A 19,211-nucleotide genomic window follows, 5' to 3' on the forward strand; every position below is an offset into this window, starting at 1 on the left:
TCAGGCGATGGTCAGGGTCAGGGTGCCGACGCCTTCGACCGCGCCGGTCAGCACGTCGCCGGCCACCACCGGGCCGACGCCCTCCGGCGTGCCGGTGTAGATCAGGTCGCCCGGCTGCAGTTCGACCAGCCCGGACAGGTAGGAGATCGTCTCCGCCACCGACCAGATCAGGTCGGACAGGTCGCCCTTCTGCCGCGGCTCGCCATTCACCTGCAGGGTGACCGCCCCCTTGGCCGGATGACCGATGTCGGCGACGGTGCGGATGGTGGAGCAGGGCGCCGACTGGTCGAAGCCCTTGCCCATGTCCCAGGGCTTGCCTTCCTTCTTGGCGGCGTTCTGCAGGTCGCGCCGGGTCATGTCGAGCCCGACGGCATAGCCGAACACATGGTCCAGAGCGCGGTCGACCGGGATGTCGCGGCCGCCGGTACCAATGGCCACCACCAGCTCGATCTCGTGATGCAGGTTGGCGGTCTTCGGCGGATAGGAGATGGTGGCGCCGTCGGCGACGATGGCGTCGGCCGGCTTCATGAAGAAGAAGGGCGGCTCGCGGTCGGGATCGGCGCCCATCTCGCGCGCATGGGCGGCATAGTTGCGGCCGACGCAATAAATGCGGCGCACCGGAAACGGATCGCCGCCCGCGACGGGGACGGCCGGCTGGGACCACAGGGGAATGGCGAAGGCCATGGCATCGGCTCTCTGGTTGGAACACTTCCGAACAGCTAACCTGAAACCCGGCAACGGACCAAGCGTCCAACCATCCGCCCTGCCCTGCAAATCGGTCCAGCGATCCGGACAGGAGTCGGCCAAGACTGGGGGCGGCCAAGACTGGGGGCGGGCCAAAAACGAAGACGCCCGGTCTGGGGGGGACCGGGCGTCGGAAGCTCCGATTCGGGAACCCGCGCGCGGCAGGGGAAACCGCTGGGCGGGCGATCGGCGTCGAATCGGCGTCGATCACTTCTTGACTCTTCAAGATGGAATTTGTATGCCCTCTCACCAATACGTTTCACGCATACCTGATATGCACCAGCCTTCCGCCGTGCGGTTCTTGCTGACAAACGAAAGCCTTGCCCGCATTTTATCCGTTCATCCGATAATTCATCCAAAATATGGCATCCACGGTGACTGACAACGAGCGTTCCACCCCCGCCGACCGGCGGTCGCGTCTGCGGCCCGGCAAGAACGGCAAGCTCGCCCTTGGCCCCCTTCCGGAGCTGGTGGGTTACAACCTGCGCAAGGCTCAGGTTGCGGTGTTCCAGAGCTTTCAGAATGCGGTCGCTCCGCATGACATCACGCCCGGCCAGTTCGGCGTGCTGATCATGATCCGGGAGAACGAGGGGCTGTCGCAGTCCGACCTGGGCACGGCAGTCGGCATCGACCGGTCGACCATGGTGGCCGTGATCGACCGTCTCGAGTCGCGCGGCCTCGTCGTGCGCGCTCCTTCGCCCAACGACCGCCGCTCCTACGCGCTGCGCCTGTCGCCGGAAGGCCAGACGCTGATGGACGACCTGATCCCGCGCGTCCAGGCGCACGACCAGGGCATGGTCAAGGACCTGTCCCCGGAAGAGCAGGCGCAGTTCATCGACTTCCTGCGCCGCGTGTCGCGGTCGAAGTAAGGGTCGCCGACCCTTCCGTTCCAGGCACCGGAAACGACTGACAGCCCGCCCCGCCCCGGCAATCGCCGGATGCAGGGCGGGCTTTTCTATTTGGGCGGGGCGGGAGAGGGATTCCTTGCCATCGTCGCCGAAGGCCTTGGTCGGGCAAAGCTTTTGCCGCCGTGGCCTTCCAACCGAGGCTCGCTTGAAGCAACAGGCGATGCTCGCATCATTTTTACAATCCCGCGGCAAGAAAGCGTCTTGCCAAGCGATCACATCTATCGCACACCATAAATACGTGTGAGAACCAACACGCTGACCATTTTTTATATTTTTATCAAATCCAACGCTACCATCAAGAACGGGGCGCACCATGACGTCAACTCCCAGCAATCCAGTGGGTTTCGACGCGCTGAGCTACCTCGCCGCGAACCCCGACCTGATCCGGGCCTTCGGCGTCGACACCACCGCAGCGGCGCAGCATTTCTCCACCTACGGATCCGCCGAAGGCCGCTCGACCACGTTCGACGCCTTGAGCTACGAAGCCGCCAATCCCGACCTCTCGGCAGCCTTCGGCACCGACACCGCTGCCGCCACGCGGCACTACATTCAATTTGGGCTGCGCGAAGGCCGCTCGACCGTGTTCGACGCCTTGAGCTACACGGCCGCCAACCCCGACCTTCTGGCGGCATTCGGCACCGACACCGCCGCCGCCACGCGGCACTACATCGAATTCGGGCAGCGCGAGGGCCGCAACACCTATTTCAACGCCGCCGGCTATCTGTCCGCGAACGCCGACCTGCGGGCGGCATTCGGCACCGACATGGCCGCCGCGCAACGCCACTATATCCAGAACGGTTTCCGCGAGGGACGGACGATCCCGGTGGACGACTATGCCGAGAACACCACGACGCTGGGCCATGTCAGCAGCGGGACGGCCGCCACCGGCATGATCGAGCGGGCCTACGACGTCGATTGGTTCAGGACGACGCTGAATGCAGGCACGACCTACACGCTTTCGGTGAGCTTTCCCGGCAAGGGCACCCACGACTTCGCGCTCATCGACGAACGCGGCACCATCCTGGCGAGCGACGGCGACCGGGACGGCGACGGCGTCCACACGGTCACCTACACGCTTGGCACGAGCGGCTCCGTCTATGCCGCGGTGAGCGGCTTCACCACCGGACGCTATTCGATCTCCATGACCGGCGGCGACGTCACGAACACGACGACGACGACGACGACGACGACGACGACCACGACAACGACCGTCACCACCACCACCCCGGTCACGCTGTCGGATGATTTCTCCAACAACGTCTGGACCACGGGGCGGCTTACGGTCGGCGGCACTGCCAGCGGCGTGGTGGAGAAGGATTTCGACAAGGATTGGTTCGCCGTGACGCTGGAGCGGGGATCGGTGTACCGGTTCGGCACCAGCGTCAGCACCGGCCGCTCGCGTCCGACGCTCAGGCTCTATGACGCCGAGGGCTATCGGATGACCACACGGTCCTACATGCCGGGCGGGGAGAGCATGACATCCACGCCGGAAATCACGGTGGCGACGACCGGCACCTATTACCTGGAACATGATTTCGTGCTCGGCCCCGGCGCCAGGGATGCGGTTCCCTACACGGTCTGGGCGCAGAGGGTGGCGATCGATTCCGCGTTTTCCGACGAGTTCGGCGATTCACCGGGCACGGCCGGGCGGATGTTGGTCGGCGAGACGATCACGGGCGCCATAAACCAGACGTGGGACGAGGATTATATCGCCTTGTCCCTGCAGCAGGGCCACAGCTACACATTCGACGTGACCACGCCGGGTCAGGCTTTCAACTTGGCGATCAATGACGCACTCGGCAATGATGGCTGGCTGGGACCGGCGGACGACAACGCCGGCATCTACTATTATACCTCCAGGGACGGCCATCGCTTCTACAGCTATACCGCCAACAAGACCGAAACCTACCGCATCAAGCTGTCGGGCAACGACGTCGGCCCCTACTCCCTCAAAGCCACTGACAAAGGCATGGTCGACGACATCGCCAATGACGCGAACACGACCGCGCGTCTGGCGGTCGGCGGCAGCGCCACGGGGCACATCGATTACCGCCCGACCGGCGGTGCCTTGAACGGGGACAGCGACTGGTTCGCGGTGTCGCTCCAGGCCGGCCAGACTTATGAATTCGACCTCAGGAGGGACGGCGACGGCGCGGGCCTGATCCTGCGCGATCAGCAGGGCAGGGCCGTGTCCGGCGGAACCAGCGTCGATTTCTGGAACTACACCTGGGGCAACGACAAACTGCTCTTCACCGCGACACAGTCCGGCACCCACTACCTTACGGTCAATGCGCTGATGGCCGGAACCGGGACGGATCTGGCTGGCTACACGGTCAGCGCCCGGCTGAGCGGCGGATCGGCCATGGCATCGCTGGCCGGGTTCCCCGGCTGACCGCCACGCTGCGGCGCCCGCCCGTCTGGGCGCGCCGCGGCCCGGCCGGTGCCAGGGACCTGTCCCCGGAAGAGCAGGCACCGGAAACGACTGACAGCCCGCACCGCGCCGGCAATCGCCGGATGCAGGGCGGGCTTTCCTATCGTGTGGCGAGCTGACCCAAAACGCCCTTTTGCCAAAATGATGAGATTGGCTGAATCAATCAGTGTCCTGATTTCAGGCTTCAGTCGACTTCATTGGCAGTCAGGAACATCGCCTTTGAAAGTGCGGCAAAGAACTGCTGGTAAGGCTCCGCATCCGATACCGCGACCAGATTGTATTGCGCGCTCGCGCGCACCGACATTTGGGTTTTGCCACGCGGGCGAACGGTAACCGTCATGCGCATGGCATAGCCGGACAGCTTGGTTCCGCTGATGATCCCCAACTGCTCATCGGCCTTATCAATGACGAAGCCCAGATCCTGAAGACTGCTGATTACCGTACGGATCGTCAGGTTGCGGTCACTTGTGTCAAATGCACGCGTCTGAATTGCACGCAATTCGACTTGGCTCTTGTCGACAGCCATCACCTGTTGCTTCGAGTCCGTTTGACACCCGCCAAGCGGAAGAAATGCCAACACGAGTGCCATGGCCCAGCCGCGGACCGACAGAGTGCGGCAATTGGGCATGCTCATATCTGGTGCGCCTCGAGAAAAACGGATTGCGAAAGCTTTTCGAAGAATTGCTGATGGATTTCGGGCTTGTCGATCGTCTCGACGCGCGAGATTTGGTTCTTCGTGTTCCAGATTACGCGCTGGAACGTCGCGCGGACGATGATGCCGTTCCGGTCGGCCGAAGGGCGCGTCACGATGGAGATCCTGATCTTCTGATTGGCGTCCCAAACCGGATCGGCACGGCCTCCCATAGCCGCAACCAGGAGAGCAAAAAAGACCTGCCCGGCAACCTGCCCTGATTCGACGGCATCGCGATCCTTGGAAGCGACGATCAGCCCGGCCTTGAGGTTTGTCTCCTCGGTGGTAAACCCCAGGTCCTGCAACACGCCGGCAGATGCCGCGAGGATCGCTTGTTCATCGTTCGTGTCGAAACGCCGGGTTTGCATCTGACGCTGCCCAAGGCTCTCAGCGGCCAGGGTGAGCGCGGCGGCTTGCTGCTGCGCTCCTGGAGTCTGCTGGCAGCCCGCCAACGCCGTTAGGATCAGGGCGGATACGACAACCCGGCATTTCATGCTGCCGCTCCTGTCAGAAGCTGCTGGACCGGTACGAAAAATCGCGGACCCGGCTGCTCTCGTCGAACTTGACGATCACCGTCAACGTCCGCTGGGAGGTGCTGCGCGCGCCAGCGGAACTGCTGACGCCGGCGCCGCCCAAGGCGCCGCCAATGCCGGCCCCGATCGGACCACCGCCCAGAATCAATGCGTTCACGCCGCCGCTGCTGGTAGAGTACGCCGTTTCCGTCGAGATTTTGTCATAGACCCAATTCTCGCGCCGACGATCATCCGTCGTCACCATGTTGGGCGAACCAAGCACCTCGACGACTTCCGCACTCGTCATGCCGATGCGGATCTCGCGCTGGACCTTGCCGACGGTCAAGCGATCCGCATCTTGTGCCTGACGCACGGCCGCAGCATGCTCTCCGGCCGTCTGGCAACCGGCGAGCAGCACCGAAGCAAGCCCCATGGCAGCCAATGAGAAATTCTTGAAAAGCATGGAAAGACCTCGATCTGAATAGGATTACGGCTTGGCAGTCGTTTTCGATGCAGCGTCCGGCACCGGCGGAACATCCTCTTCACTTCCCAGTTCCAGGGCAGTCAGGAACATTGCCTTGGCCAATGGCTCAAAGAACAAGTCCTTGTAAAAGGCCGGATCGTCCACCTGACTTTCCATTCCAGGATTCATGACCAAGGCATTGGAGCGCACGATCATGCGCGAAGGACCGCGCGGATAAACCGTGGCGGTCATGCGGAGCTTGGCCAGCTTGCTTGCCGAAACCGTTCCGGCAGCCGGCTCGACCTTGTCGATCCCATAGCCAAGATCCTGGAACGTGGCGATCACCGTTCGCAGAGTCTTGTTCTGATCGGAGGTTTCGAAGGCACGCGCCTGCATGGCCCTCAATTCGACAGGGCTTTTCTTGCTGAGCACGACCTGCGGCTGATTGTTGGTCTGGCAACCTGCGACGGCAAGCGCCATGGCGCCGAAGATCGCAAAACGGATGCTCTTGCGCGGTGTCATATCTTGTGAGCCTCAAGGAACGCGCTGGCGGAGAGCTTTTCAAAGAACTCCTGGTAGAGTTGCGGTTCCATCAGCAACTCCGCCTTCCAGGCATTTCCATGATTATTGATGAGGATTCGGTCGAAAGTTGTGCGCACTTCGGTCTGGCGGCCGCCCGACACCGGGTTGGCGATAAACGTCACCCGAATGGTCTGCTCCTGGTCCCAGGTGGGATTGTTTGCCACGCCAAGGAGAGCCATTGCGATCGTCAGGCCGATCTGTGCCGCGACCTGTCCACCCTCTTCCGCATTCCGCTGCTTGGATGCCACCACCACGCCGACATCGCTCGACGCCTCGGAAATGGTGAAGCCAAGGTCCTGAAGGGTCTGGGTCCCTGCCTCGAGCAGAAGCTTCTCGTTCTCGCTGTCGAAACGGCGCGTCTGGAGCGCGCGCATTTCAAGCGCTTTCTCCGGCGGCTTGCCGACCGTTTTCGCCACATCATTCATCGTCTGGCATGCGGACAGCACACCAGCAGCAAGAATGGCCGCAGCCAATCCAATGTGTACACGCACGCGAACCTCGACAGCACATCTAAACCATACATCCATAAAACCGAAAGTAGGGTTTTGTTGCAAGGGGAAACACATACGGGTTAATGCGTCCGATTCAGAGCCGTCTTGGTTGCTCCGGCGGCAGTTGGATTGTGGCGGAAGACCGCTGCTGCGTCGTCAATACATCCACCCACAACATTCGGGTGTAATTCTGCCGCCAGCCACGGATCTGGCGCGCCACTTTCGGTATCTCCGGCCAACCAGTAATAAGCCAACCAGTGGAGAAACGAAAAAGGCCAGAGCGGATTTTCTGAGAAAATCAACGCTCTGGCCAGATTTCGTGGCGGAGGGAGAGGGATTCGAACCCTCGATACGCTTTTGACGTATACACACTTTCCAGGCGTGCGCCTTCAACCGCTCGGCCACCCCTCCGTAGAGGCCCGCGTTATAGCCAGAGGTTCGAGGTGATGCAAGCCTCCGTTTCACGCGGGCGACGTTTTTTTGATAACGCGCTAAACCGCGCCAATCTCATCCACAAGGGCGCCGACGGTGCGGCACAGCAGGTCCAGGTCCTGGGGACGGGACAGGCGGTGGTCGCCGTCCTTCACCAGCGTGACGCGGACGTCGTCGCCGGTCAGCGCCTCGGCGATGCGCAGGCTGAGCTGCCAGGGAACATCCGGGTCGCGCTGGCCGTGCAGCAGGCGGACGGGGCCGCCGAAGGCGATGGGGCCGCGCAGCAGCAGGTGGTTGCGGCCGTCCTCGATCAGGGCGCGGGTGATCGGCTGCGGCTCCGGGCCGTACTCCGACGGGCGGTTCCAGACGCCCTCCTCCATGATCCGGCGGCGGACATCGGCATCGAAGATGTCCCACATCAGGTCTTCGGTGAAATCGGGGGCCGGGGCGATGCCGACCAGTCCGGCCACCCGCTCCGGCCGGCGAAGCGCGGTCAACAGCATCATCCAGCCGCCCATCGAGGATCCGACCAGGATCTGCGGCCCCGTCGTCACCTGATCCAGCACCGCCAGCGCGTCGTCGGCCCACAGGCCGATGGTGCCGTCGGCGAACCGCCCGCTGGAGGCGCCATGGCCCTGATAGTCGAAGCGGGTGAAGGACAGGCCGCGTTCCACCGCCCAGGCCTCCAGCGTCGTCGCCTTGCCGCCGGTCATGTCGGACATGAAGCCGCCCAGGAACATGACGCCCGGCTTGCCCTGCCCGGACGGACCGGCAGGGGTGTGGTGATAGGCTATGGTCGCGGCACCGCGCGTTAGGCTATGGTGCGCGCCGCCCGGATGGGCTGCGGTTTCGGTCATACGGTCACCTTCGACAACGGACACCGGCACGCGGTCGGGCACCGGGCTCGACGGCGATCCGGCATGCCGGGGCCCGCGGCCGGTTCCGGGCCGCCCCTTGCGAGCAGCCGGCATCATGGATTTCGACCCCCACCTTACCACCGACCATTCCCCGCGCAACGCGGACGCCCACCAGGACACCGCCGCCGCCGACTGGCCGGGGCACTGGCCGGGCGGCCGGGCGCCGACGGTGCTGCAGGTGGTGCCGACGCTGGTCACCGGCGGGGCGGAGCGCGGCTGCATCGACATGGCGCTCGCCCTGCAGGCCGCCGGCGGCAGGCCGCTGGTGGCGTCGGAGGGCGGACCGATGGTGCGCGAGCTGGACCGCGCCCGCATCACCCACCTGACTCTGCCTCTGGCCTCCAAGAACCCGCTGACCATCCGCCGCAACGCCCGCCGGCTGGCCGCCATCATCCGCGAGCACAAGGTGGACATCGTCCACGCCCGCTCCCGCGCGCCGGCCTGGAGCGCGTGGCTGGCCTGCCGGGAGACCGGCGCCTGCTACATGACCACCTTCCACGCCCCCTACAATTTCGGAACCGGCCCGGTCGGCGGCCGGCTGAAGCGCTGGTACAACTCGGTGATGGCGCGGGGCGAGCGGGTGATCGCCATCTCCGGCTTCATCCGCGACCATGTGCTGGGCAACTACCCGGTCGATCCGCAGCGGGTGCGCGTCATCCACCGCGGCATCGACCGCAGCGTCTTCGCCCCAGACCGGGTCAGCCCGACGCGGCTGGTGACGCTCGCGAAGCAATGGAACCTGCCGGATGACCGGCCGGTGATCCTGCTGCCCGGCCGGCTGACCCGCTGGAAGGGCCAGACCGTGCTGATCGATGCGCTGGCCAAGCTGGGGCGCCAGGACGTGCTGGCCCTGCTGGTCGGCTCCGACCAGGGCCGCACCGGCTACCGGGAGGAGCTGGAGAACCGCATCGCCAATGCCGGCCTGCGCGGCGTGGTGCGGATGACCGACCATTGCAGCGACATGGCCGCGGCCTACCTGTTGTCGACGGTGGTCGTCTCCGCCTCGCGCGAGCCGGAAGCCTTCGGGCGGGTGATCGTGGAGGCGCAGGCGATGGGCAAGCCGGTGATCGTCTCGGCCATCGGCGCCTATCAGGAGACCGTCGTCCCCGGCGAAACCGCCTGGGTGGTGCCGCCGGACGATCCCGACGCCCTGGCCCGGGCGCTGGACGAGGCGCTGTCGCTGACCCCGGAGCAGCGCGAGGCCATCGGCGCCCGCGCCATCGCCTTCGTCGCCGACCGCTACACCAAGGATCGCATGTGCGCCGACACGCTGGCGGTCTATGCGGAGTTGCTGCAACCACGCTGAGATCGGCCTGTCGATGCAATCCGATCGATGCGATCCGATCCCTGCCCACCCATCACAAACCCTTCCATCAAACCGACCGGACACCATGGCCGACATCCGACAGATTTCCGGCATCGCCGAAGTCATCGACCATTATGACGGGTTCATCCTGGACCTGTGGGGCGTACTGCATGACGGCGAACGGCCCTATCCCGGCGTGCCCGACTGCCTGGACCGCATGCGCGCCGCCGGCAAAACGCTGTGCCTGCTGTCCAACGCGCCGCGCCGCACCACCGGCGTGATCGAGAAGCTGGACGGCATGGGGCTGGGGCGAGAGCGCTACGACCATGTCATGACCTCGGGCGAAGCGACCTACGAGGCGCTGCGCGACCGCGACGATCCCTGGCACGCGGCGCTCGGCCGCCGGCTCTATCACATTGGGCCGGAGCGGGACACCGACGTCTATGAAGGGCTCGGCTACCAGATCGCGGCGACTCCGGAGGAGGCCGATTTCGTCGTCAACACCGGCATCGTCACCTTCGGCGAGACGGTGGCGGATTATCAGCCGCAGCTGGACGCCTGTCTGGCCGCCGGGCTGCCGATGATCTGCGCCAATCCCGATCTGGTGGTGATGGTCGGGCCGATGCTGGTGATCTGCGCCGGCACGCTGGCCGCCCGCTACGAAGAGATGGGCGGCGACGTGCGCCAGCACGGCAAGCCCTATGCCCCCGTGTACGAGCGCTGTTTCAAGCTGCTGGGGATCGACGACAGCCGCCGCATCCTGGCGGTGGGCGACAGCCTGCGCACCGATGTCGCCGGCGCCAACGCCGCCGGGATCGACGTGGCGCTGGTCACCGCCGGCATCCATCAGGAGGAACTGGGGGGCGCCGCCTGGGGGGCCGCGGTCGATCCGGTCAATTTGCGCGCTCTGGCCGATGCGTCGGGGCACATGCCCACCTACGCGGTGCCCAGCCTGCGCTGGTAAATCGTCAAGACGGGAGCGCGGAGGCATCCTGCCCGCGTTCCCGTCTCAATCCAGCGGGACGGCGTCGTCCATCGCCTTGTCGAGCAGGGGCGACTGGCCGTCTTCGGCAAAGCCGCGATTGCCGATCGCGGTGCGGTAATAGCTGACGATGAAGACGCGGATGGAGGCGGTCAGATTGGCCTCGCCCCGCCGCTCGTCGATCTGGGTGCAGATTTCGTTCAGCGTCAGCCTTTCACGCTCGCAGATTTCCTTCAGCGAATCCCAGATGTACGGCTCCATCCTCAGGCTGGTACGGCGACCGCTTACCTTGACGTTGCGGCAGAGCAGCCCCGGTCCTTCCTTACTCCTGCTCGCACCCGTGCCCCCCATCGGAAACCCCGTTCCCCATCCGTTGCGTGCCCCGATCTCTCGTTGCGGGCCAATACATCCATTTGTGTGACCATATTGCAAGTGGCGTGTGCCGTCCAAGATCAATTCGACCCATAGCTGCGGATTGGCGCGACAATCGAGCGCAGGCGGGTATTGCGTCCAACCGCAGATCGGCAGATTGCGGGGAAAAGCCGCTTCCTTTGGCCTGTACCTTCGCTATACCAGTGCCGGACGGCGGAAGAAGGGGAAGGATCGGCGATGACGCGACCGGAGAACGGACGATTCGCGGCCCGCATCGCAGCCGGGTTCGCCATGGGGCTCCTGGTCCCCTGGATCGCCCCGGCAACACCGGCCGGAAGCGCCTGGGCCGCCGATGCCACCGAGCCCGCCAAGAACGGTCCCGCCGAGACCATCCCGCACTCCCTCCTCCGCAGCCGGATCGAAGCGCTGCTGCCGGCTCCCTGGCGCATCGAATCGTTGACGGTGGAGCCGCTTACCGCTTCGCCATCCCCGGAAGCCCGGATGTCGGCGCGGGTGACCGCGACGGTGGTGCTTGGCGGCCCGACCTATCTGGTCGACAGCCGCGAAGGGCCGGTGACCTTCCTGCGTCCGGCGGCCGAAGCGGGGCTGACCAAGAGCTGGGTCGCGACGGCGCTCGCCAGCCAAGGGCCCGGCGGCTGGACCGTCGCGCTGACGCCGCAGAGCCCCGGCCTGCTCGACGGCATCGGCAAGCCGGCCGCCGAGCTGCCCGGCCGCACGGTGGTTCTCGGCACGCCGGAAGCGAAAAGCCTGCGCGAACAGTTGGATCGCGACGCGGCGCAACGGCTGGCCGAGGATACCGAACGCCGCCGGCGCGAGGAGGAACGGCTGGCCCAGCAGGCCGCCGCGGCCAAGGCCGAAGCCGCCCGCGCAGAAACCGAACGGCGGGCGGTCGAGGCGCGCATCGCCCAGGTCGCCGACCTGCGCGGCAAGCTGTCCGGTCCGGACCGCGCGGCGCGGCTGGCCGCCTTCGAAGCGGCGTTGGGCGGAAACGATCCGGCATTGCGCCAGACGGCGATGGACGCGGCGCTGCAGAGCCGCGATCCGGTGGTCGCCAATCTGGCGCTGAAGGACTGGATCGCCCGCCACCGCGCCGTTCCGGTCCAGCTTTACGCCACCAAGGAGGATCCCAGTTCCGAGGTGGTGGTGCAGAATCTTGGGCCGATGACGCTGGAGATCGACGGCTTCAGCCCGGTCAACGGCGCGCTGGCCGGCAAGCTGGGAGCGCCCGGCTACAGCATCGCCCGGCCATCCAGCATCGTCGGCACCCTGGCGCAGACCGAACTGGCGGTGAACTCCTTCGGCTGCGCGCTGACATTGCGGCTGGCCGAGCACCGGACGCTGGACGGGCTTCTGCGCTGCCAGACGCTGCCGACGCTGATCGCCCGCATCACGCTCGATTGAGGGGGGGACGCGATGGGCCGAGTGCGGCGGAACTCCACCCTGCGGTTCGCGGCGGCCGCCCTGCTGCTGAGCGCCTGCACGGCCGGCGCGCTGGCCCAAACGCCGGCCAATACGCCAGCCGACCGGCTGACCCCTGCCGCCGCCCCCATCGTCTCCCTTCCCCGTCTGACGCCGACGCAGACCCTTTCGCCGCCGCTGAGCCCGGGCGTGGTCTGGGAACATCCGCCGGAAGCGCCGGCACCGCTGTCGCCGCCGGGTCCACGCCCCGCCCCGGCCGGGCCCGCCGCCGGCCGGGCGCCGGCACCGCCCACCGCGGTGAAACCGCCCGACGCCAAACCCGCCGAAGCGCCCCCGGCCATCGCGGTTCCGCCCCTGCCGCCGATCAAGCCGCAGATCAATCCACTGGGCGACGTGGCGCTCCGGCCGGCCCCCGCAGCGACGGCTGAAAAACCGGTCGCCGAAAAGCCGATCACCGCAGAGCCGCCCACCAAGCCACCTGCCAAGCCGCCCACAGCCGCTCCGGCGCGGCGCAGCGTGACGGCCACCGCCGGCATCTACCTGCGGGCGACCCCGGACGCCGATGGCCGGGTCCTCGATACGGTGGAGAAGGGCGAGCAGGTGACCGCCTTCGGCCCGCCGGTCGACGGTTGGCAGCGGGTCGGCCGCGACGGGAAGCCCCAGGGCTACGTCGCCAGCGATTATCTGGCGGAAGCCGCCCCCAACCGCACGGCAAACGCAGAGCCCACCGCCGCTGCGCGCACCGCTGCGCCCAAACCCGGCCGCTATGCCAAGGCCGATCCGGAAGACCGTGGCTGCGCCCTGCCCGGCGACCTGCCGGAGCGGGCGCAGCACCCCCGCCTGTCCGGCGGGACCGTCGCCCGGCTGCGCGCCGCCGGCAACCTGCGCGTCGCCCCGGTCTGCGACGCCAAGGTGCTGGACGTGCTGGACGCCGGAGAGCGCGTCACCGTGCTGGAGGCCGTCGGCGGCTGGTACAAGGTCGGGCGGAAGGGCAAGGCGCTGGGCTATGTCGGCGCCGCCCTGCTGGCGCCCCTCAAGCGCTGAACGGGCAACGCCGGGGAACCGGTACGAGGCTACCCGGAAGGACGCGCCCCGGCCCCCCGTGAAGGGGCTTGTTCGGCCGTGAAAAAGGATTCTACAACAAGGGGGAGGCCGAACTATCGCGGACGAACGGAGCCCCTTCGGAAGTGAGCCGGGGGTGCGCCCGCCCCGTCGGACGGTTCGACCACCCCCGCCGGCCATGCGGCGCCGGTCAGGCCGGGCGGGGGCTCGAAGCACGACCGGGACCACGACCGGGACAAGGATCCACACGATGTCGACCCAACACAAACAAGCCATGGACGCGGTCCTGCAGGCCGCCGCGCACGACATCGTCGCCACCCTTCAGGAGCGGGACGTCGCCGACCGCCACAGCGAGGAAGGGGATCTCGTCGTCCTCGACGTCGCCATCCTGCACGCCTACCGCATCTTCATGCGCATCTGCGAGGAGAACGGCCTGGACGTCGACGCCGGCTATTTCGCCGACCTCGCCGCCGATCTGGCCGAGGAAGTATCGCAGGACCAGGACGACTACGAGGACTGACCCCAGGGGACCGACCCCAGGGGACTGACTCTGGGAATTGCCCCAAGGGACTGAGGTCGAGACCGGAATGCCCCCGCCCTTCCCCGCGCTGCATGGGAACGGCGGGGGCATGTCCTTTTGTGAAAGCCCTGCCAAGTGCCCCATCCCACCCCTGACGTGGTCCCAGACGTGGCGATCATCGGCGCCGGCCCCGCCGGGTTGATGGCGGCGGAGATCGCCGCGACAGCCGGCCTGCGGGTCGCCGTGTTCGATCACACGCCGACCCCGGCGCGCAAGCTGCTGCTGGCCGGGCGCGGCGGGCTGAACCTGACCCATTCGGAACCGCTCGACCGCTTCCTGCCCCGCTATGGCGCTGCCGAGCCGCTGTTCCGCCGCCTGCTGGCCGGTTTCTCGCCGGACGACCTGCGCGGCTGGGCGGCCGGACTGGGGATCGAGACCTTCGTCGGCAGCAGCGGCCGTGTCTTCCCGGTGCAGATGAAGGCCTCCACCCTGGTCCGCGCTTGGCTGCGGCGGCTGGACGGGCTGGGCGTCACCCTGCACAGCCGCCACCGCTGGACCGGTTGGGACGAGACCGGCGCGCTGATCTTCCATGCGGCCTTCCGTCATGGCGAAGAGACCGTCACCGTCGCCCCGCGCGCCACCCTGCTGGCGCTGGGCGGGGCAAGCTGGCCGCGCACCGGATCGGACGGCGGCTGGGTCCCGCTGCTGGAGGGGCTGGGGGTGGAGGTGGCGCCGCTGGCGCCGTCCAACATGGGCTTCGAGGTGCCCTGGTCCGATCACCTGCGCGACCGCTTCGCCGGCCAGCCGGTGAAGAGTGTCGGCCTCTCGGTAGCCGGCCGCCGCCTGAAGGGCGAGTTCGTCATCACCGAAACCGGGATCGAGGGCGGCGCCGTCTACGCCCTGAGCGCCCCGCTGCGCGACGCCATCGCCGCCGAGGGCTGGGCGACCCTGACGCTGGACCTGCTGCCGGACATGGCCGAGGCCGAGCTGGTCAAGCGCCTGCGCCGCCGCGGTGCCGAGTCGCTGTCCACCTTCCTGAAGAAGTCGTTCTCCCTGACCGGCCCGCGCGCCGCCCTGCTGCGCGAGTTCGCCCCCGCCGCCGACCTGACCGATCCGGTGGCGCTGGCCCGGCAGATCAAGGAGCTGTCGGTGGTGCTGACCGGCATCCGCCCCATCGAGCGCGCGATCTCCAGCGCCGGCGGCGTCCGCCTGTCGGAACTGGACGACCGGCTGATGCTGACCCGCCGCCCCGGCCTGTTCCTGGCCGGCGAGATGCTGGACTGGGAGGCGCCGACCGGCGGCTATCTTCTGCAGGGCTGCTTCGCCATGGGCGTGGCGGCCGGCAAGGGGATGGTGGAGTGGCTGGGGTGAGAGGGGAACCTCTCCGCAATATCGGATAGCGTCATCCTTTCGCCACGGTCGGGAGACAAATAATCGTCGGCCGACCGCCGGTCTTCCGGCGGCGCGGATGTAGGCGTATGAGGACCGAAGCGGGAACGTTTCCCGCACTCACCGCATCGACCCGATGGGGCTTCAGCGAGCGCGCCGTGACCGCCGACCGACCCGACCACCAAAGGGACCAGAGGACGGGCCAGCTCTATGCCGGCCCCCGCCCGGTCCGCACCCGCGAAGACCCGTCGCCGCTCGACCGGCTGACGGCGGGCGAGGTCGCCCGTGTGCTGGCCGCCAAGGCGTTCGGGATTGCCCGCGACCGGCTGGCTACCCTTGGCCAGAGACTCGGCCAGGGCAAACTGGGCCAGGGCAAACTGGGCCAGGGCAAACTGGGCCAGGGCAAGCCGCGCCGCAGGCAGCCGCCTCCCGTCGCCGCCCCGCCGCCGACGCCCTACAAGCAGCCACGCCGGCCGCGCCGCCGCGGCTTGCCGTCCTTCACGCTGCCGTCCTTCACCCTGCCAAGGATCTCCTTGCCCAAATTCAAAGCGCCCAAATTCAAAGCGCCCGAACTCGGCACGTCCAAGCCGTCCGCCCCCCGGTCCGGCGGCTCCCAGCCGCCGCAGCCACCCAGTAAAAACGGGGACAAGGGCGGCGGCTGGATGAGGCAGCTGCTGCAATGGGGGCTGGTCGCCGCCATCTGGTGCGGCATCGGGCTGGGCGCGGTGCTGGCCTGGTTCGCGCTCGACCTGCCGGACATCTCCAAGGTGGCGCAGTTCGAACGCCGCGCCTCGATCACCGTTCTGGCCGCCGACGGCAGCGAGTTCGCCCGCTTCGGCGACCTGCACGGCACGACGCTCAGCGTGAAGGATCTGCCGCCGCATCTGGTCGACGCCGTGCTGGCGATCGAGGACCGCCGCTTCTACAGCCATTTTGGCATCGATCCGCTGGGTCTGGCCCGCGCCATCTATGTCAACTGGCGCTCCGGCAGGGCGGTGCAGGGCGGCTCCACCATCACCCAGCAGCTCGCCAAGAACCTGTTCCTGACCCCCGAGAAGTCGCTGAAGCGCAAGATCCAGGAAGCGATGCTGGCGCTTTGGCTGGAGAGCCGCTTCACCAAGGACCAGATCCTCACCGCCTATCTGAACCGCGTCTATCTCGGCGCCGGCACCTTCGGGGTGGACGCCGCGGCCCGCACCTATTTCGGCAAGCCGGCGACCGAGGTCGACATCCGCGAATCGGCGGTGCTGGCCGGCCTGCTGAAGGCGCCGTCGCGCTACGCCCCCAGCTCCAACCCGGATGAGTCGGCGGAGCGGGCGCGGGTGGTGATGGCGGCGATGCTCGACGCCGGCTATCTGACCCAGGCGCAGTATGACGCCGCCCGCACCGCCAAGCCCTCGCCCAAGCGCAGGCCCGGCGGCGACGGCCGCTATTTCGCCGACTGGGTGACCGATCTGGTGCCGGGCTTCGCCGGCCCCGACCATGGCGACGTCATCGTCCGCACCACGCTGGACCTGAAGATGCAGCGCGCCGCCGAACAGCGGATGGAAGCGCTGCTGGCCGGCCCCGGCGCCGCCGCCAACGTCCGCCAGGGCGCACTGGTCGCCATGAGCCCCGACGGCGCCGTGCGCGCGCTGGTCGGCGGCCGCGATTACGACAGCAGCGAGTTCAACCGCGCCACCCAGGCGCTGCGCCAGCCGGGCTCGGCCTTCAAGCCCTTCGTCTATCTGGCGGCGCTGGAAACCGGCTGGACCCCCGACAGCCTGATCGACGACGCTCCGGTCCAACTCGGCAATTGGAGCCCCGGCAATTACGACGGCAAGTACCGCGGCAGCATCACGCTGGCCTCGGCGCTGGCCCATTCGTCCAACACCGCGACGGCGCGGCTGATCGACCGGGTCGGCACCGACCGGGTGCGGCGGATCGCGTCGGATCTCGGCATCTCCTCGCCGCTGACCCGCGACCTGTCGCTGGCGCTCGGCACCAGCGAGGTGACGCCGCTGGAACTGGTGCGCGCCTATGCCGGCATCGCCAACCGCGGCGTTCCAGTATGGGCCTATGCCATCACCGAGATCAAAAGCCGCGACGGTGTCGTTCTCTACCGGCGCCAGGGCGGCGGCGGCGCGCCGGTGGTCGACCCTGCCCATGCGGTCCAGCTCGCCCGGATGATGACCGGCGTGCTCGACTACGGCACCGGCCGCAGCGCCCGGCTGAACCGCCCGGCGGCGGCCAAATCCGGCACCACCCAGGACTATCACGACGCCTGGTTCGTCGGCTTCACCGCCGATCTGGTCGCCGGCGTCTGGCTCGGCAACGACAACAACGACGCCATGAAGAAGGTCACCGGCGGCACCCTGCCGGCCAAGCTGTGGCGCGAGTTCATGCTGGACGCCCATGCCGGCAAGCCCGCCCGCCCGCTCCCCGGCCTGGACGGCGCCCCCGCCTGGACGCCGCCGCCCGGCAGCGTGGTGCCTGGATTGGGGCCGCCGAACGGCGTCCCGATGGCATCGGCCGACGCGCGGCCGGGCGGCGCCATCGGCTCGCTGATCGAGAAGATCGCCGGCGGCTCCGGCGCCGCGCCGAAGGTGCAGAACGACTACAGCAACACCGGGGTGCGGTAAGCTCCCTCTCCCGCCCCGGGAGAGGGCTTCAAGTTCCCCCCACCGCCCCGACCCTGCTATACCTCCCCCGACTTTCCCCACGGCGGACGACACATGCAGGCGGACGATGGACTGGACGGAGCGGAACTGCTGGCGGAGGCTGCCCCCCCGCCGGCCGCCGCCAACACCCCCGCTCCGCCTGCCCGCCTCCGCGACGCCCTCAACCCGCTGCTCAGCGTCGCCGCGCCGGTGCTGGCGCTCGCCACCTCGCTGCGCGACCGCGCCCTGAGCGATCCGCCACGCGCCGCCGCCGCGGCGCTGGAGCGGTTCGACCGTGCCGCCGCGGCGGCCGGTCTCGACCCCGACGACATCCGCGCCGCCCGCATCGCGTTGGCCGCCACGCTGGACGACGTCGCCCGCGCCGCCGGCCATGGCGGGGCGGCAGTGGCCGAGCCGGGCGCCGGAGTACGCTTCTTCGACCTGCTCGACGGCATGCTGGGCGACCCGCGCCGCCACCGCCACGCGCTGGAGCTGTTCTACGCCTGCCTGTCGCTGGGCTTCGAAGGCCGCTTTCGCGACAAGCCCGGCGGTGCCCACGACCTCGCCCGCCTGCGCGACGAGCTGTACCGCATCCTGCGCCGCGCCCGCGGCGACGTGCCGGCGGAGCTGTCGCCGGCCTGGACCGGGGTGGCGGAGCCGTTCCGCCCGCCCGGCAACAGGCTCGGCAACAGGCTGGGCGGCGGCTTGCCCGGCTGGCCCGGCTGGCTCATCTGGGCGGCGGTGGCGCTGGGCCTGTCCGGCCTCTATGTCCATTTCGCCGGCGGCCTCGACCGCCGGGCGGAGCCGGTGGCCGCCCGCATCGCGGCATTGCTGCCCGACCGGCCGATCGAGATCGCCCGGTTGGTCCCGCCGCCGCCGCCCACTGCCGGCCCGGCCCTGATCGCCCGCATCACCGGCCGGCTCGCCCCGGAGATCCGCACCGGCTCCGTCGAGGTGCTGGCGGGAGAGGACGGCGCCCTGGTCATCCGCATCCCGGCGGCGGCGATGTTCGCCACCGGCAGCGACGCGGTGAAGGCCCGCCACCGCGCCATCGTCGAGCGGGTGGGCCAGACGCTGGCGACCGAGTCCGGCGGCGTGCTGGTGGTCGCCCACACCGACGACCAGACGCCGCCGACCGGACGTCTCGCCACCGCGCAATCCCTGACCGACGCCCGTGCCGAAGCCGTCCGCAAGCTGCTGGAGCACACGATCGCCCCCGCCCGCCTGTCGGCCGAGGGCCATGGCGACCAGGAGCCGGTCGCGCTGAACGACACGCCCGCCGGGCGCGACGCCAACCGGCGGGTCGACATCCGCCTCTATCCGCAATAGG

The 19,211-nt window shown here is 68.0% G+C and carries 18 protein-coding genes and 1 tRNA gene; 10 read left to right on the plus strand and 9 right to left on the minus strand.

From position 1 onward, the window contains the following. Positions 1 to 684, minus strand: a complete 684-nt coding sequence (locus FZ938_RS28995) for a fumarylacetoacetate hydrolase family protein (RefSeq protein ID WP_149201642.1) — start codon at positions 682 to 684, stop codon at positions 1 to 3. Between the two features lie 434 nt (positions 685 to 1,118). Between FZ938_RS28995 and FZ938_RS29000 the strand changes: the two genes are divergently transcribed. After that, positions 1,119 to 1,613, plus strand: coding sequence for a MarR family winged helix-turn-helix transcriptional regulator (locus FZ938_RS29000; RefSeq protein ID WP_244560711.1), 495 nt, complete (start codon positions 1,119 to 1,121; stop codon positions 1,611 to 1,613). A 352-nt stretch (positions 1,614 to 1,965) separates the two neighbouring features. Beyond that, positions 1,966 to 4,044, plus strand: coding sequence for a PPC domain-containing protein (locus FZ938_RS29005; protein ID WP_149201643.1), 2,079 nt, complete (start codon positions 1,966 to 1,968; stop codon positions 4,042 to 4,044). 223 nt (positions 4,045 to 4,267) lie between these two features. Here the strand turns inward: FZ938_RS29005 and FZ938_RS29010 are convergent, their stop codons facing one another. From FZ938_RS29010 to FZ938_RS29040, 7 genes are all read right to left on the minus strand, one after another. Then, a complete protein-coding gene (locus FZ938_RS29010) occupies positions 4,268 to 4,717 on the minus strand; it encodes a hypothetical protein (protein WP_246457585.1) in 450 nt (149 codons plus the stop codon). Then, a complete protein-coding gene (locus FZ938_RS29015) occupies positions 4,714 to 5,268 on the minus strand; it encodes a hypothetical protein (protein ID WP_149201644.1) in 555 nt (184 codons plus the stop codon). The genes FZ938_RS29010 and FZ938_RS29015 overlap by 4 nt, the downstream gene beginning before the upstream one ends. A 13-nt stretch (positions 5,269 to 5,281) precedes the next feature. Continuing rightward, complete coding sequence (locus tag FZ938_RS29020; RefSeq protein ID WP_149201645.1) at positions 5,282 to 5,749, minus strand: hypothetical protein; 468 nt, start codon at positions 5,747 to 5,749, stop codon at positions 5,282 to 5,284. 24 nt (positions 5,750 to 5,773) lie between these two features. Next, positions 5,774 to 6,271: a hypothetical protein gene (locus tag FZ938_RS29025; protein ID WP_174757169.1), complete on the minus strand. Its 498-nt coding sequence runs from the start codon at positions 6,269 to 6,271 to the stop codon at positions 5,774 to 5,776. Further along, complete coding sequence (locus tag FZ938_RS29030; protein WP_149201646.1) at positions 6,268 to 6,822, minus strand: hypothetical protein; 555 nt, start codon at positions 6,820 to 6,822, stop codon at positions 6,268 to 6,270. The genes FZ938_RS29025 and FZ938_RS29030 overlap by 4 nt, the downstream gene beginning before the upstream one ends. A gap of 320 nt (positions 6,823 to 7,142) precedes the next feature. Beyond that, positions 7,143 to 7,233, minus strand: a tRNA-Ser gene (locus FZ938_RS29035). Positions 7,234 to 7,313: 80 nt separating this feature from the next. Beyond that, positions 7,314 to 8,111 carry an alpha/beta hydrolase family protein gene (locus FZ938_RS29040; protein ID WP_149201647.1) on the minus strand — a complete coding sequence of 266 codons (798 nt, stop codon included), beginning with the start codon at positions 8,109 to 8,111 and terminating at the stop codon, positions 7,314 to 7,316. Between the two features lie 115 nt (positions 8,112 to 8,226). Between FZ938_RS29040 and FZ938_RS29045 the strand changes: the two genes are divergently transcribed. Further along, positions 8,227 to 9,477: a glycosyltransferase family 4 protein gene (locus tag FZ938_RS29045; protein ID WP_149201648.1), complete on the plus strand. Its 1,251-nt coding sequence runs from the start codon at positions 8,227 to 8,229 to the stop codon at positions 9,475 to 9,477. An 85-nt stretch (positions 9,478 to 9,562) separates the two neighbouring features. Next, positions 9,563 to 10,441 carry a TIGR01459 family HAD-type hydrolase gene (locus FZ938_RS29050; protein WP_149201649.1) on the plus strand — a complete coding sequence of 293 codons (879 nt, stop codon included), beginning with the start codon at positions 9,563 to 9,565 and terminating at the stop codon, positions 10,439 to 10,441. A gap of 45 nt (positions 10,442 to 10,486) precedes the next feature. On the opposite strand, the gene FZ938_RS29055 is transcribed toward FZ938_RS29050, so the two are convergent. Continuing rightward, a complete protein-coding gene (locus FZ938_RS29055) occupies positions 10,487 to 10,810 on the minus strand; it encodes a ribbon-helix-helix domain-containing protein (RefSeq protein WP_149201650.1) in 324 nt (107 codons plus the stop codon). A gap of 258 nt (positions 10,811 to 11,068) precedes the next feature. On the opposite strand from FZ938_RS29055, the gene FZ938_RS29060 reads away from it, so the two are divergent. From FZ938_RS29060 to icmH, 6 genes are all read left to right on the plus strand, one after another. After that, positions 11,069 to 12,253 carry a hypothetical protein gene (locus FZ938_RS29060; protein ID WP_149201651.1) on the plus strand — a complete coding sequence of 395 codons (1,185 nt, stop codon included), beginning with the start codon at positions 11,069 to 11,071 and terminating at the stop codon, positions 12,251 to 12,253. 12 nt (positions 12,254 to 12,265) lie between these two features. Further along, complete coding sequence (locus FZ938_RS29065) at positions 12,266 to 13,315, plus strand: SH3 domain-containing protein (protein ID WP_149201652.1); 1,050 nt, start codon at positions 12,266 to 12,268, stop codon at positions 13,313 to 13,315. 268 nt (positions 13,316 to 13,583) lie between these two features. Next, entirely contained in the window at positions 13,584 to 13,853 is a 270-nt protein-coding gene (locus tag FZ938_RS29070; protein ID WP_085087355.1) for a hypothetical protein, read from the plus strand. Positions 13,854 to 14,021: 168 nt separating this feature from the next. Beyond that, entirely contained in the window at positions 14,022 to 15,224 is a 1,203-nt protein-coding gene (locus FZ938_RS29075; RefSeq protein WP_149201653.1) for a BaiN/RdsA family NAD(P)/FAD-dependent oxidoreductase, read from the plus strand. Positions 15,225 to 15,400: 176 nt separating this feature from the next. Continuing rightward, the gene (locus tag FZ938_RS29080; protein ID WP_149201654.1) at positions 15,401 to 17,863 is read left to right on the plus strand and encodes a transglycosylase domain-containing protein; all 2,463 of its coding nucleotides are present in this window, start codon (positions 15,401 to 15,403) and stop codon (positions 17,861 to 17,863) included. Positions 17,864 to 17,956: 93 nt separating this feature from the next. Then, the gene (gene icmH, locus FZ938_RS29085) at positions 17,957 to 19,210 is read left to right on the plus strand and encodes a type IVB secretion system protein IcmH/DotU (RefSeq protein ID WP_149201655.1); all 1,254 of its coding nucleotides are present in this window, start codon (positions 17,957 to 17,959) and stop codon (positions 19,208 to 19,210) included. Position 19,211: the final 1 nt, after the last annotated feature.

The sequence above is a fragment of the Azospirillum oryzae genome (assembly GCF_008364795.1).
Taxonomy (GTDB): Bacteria; Pseudomonadota; Alphaproteobacteria; order Azospirillales; family Azospirillaceae; genus Azospirillum; species Azospirillum oryzae.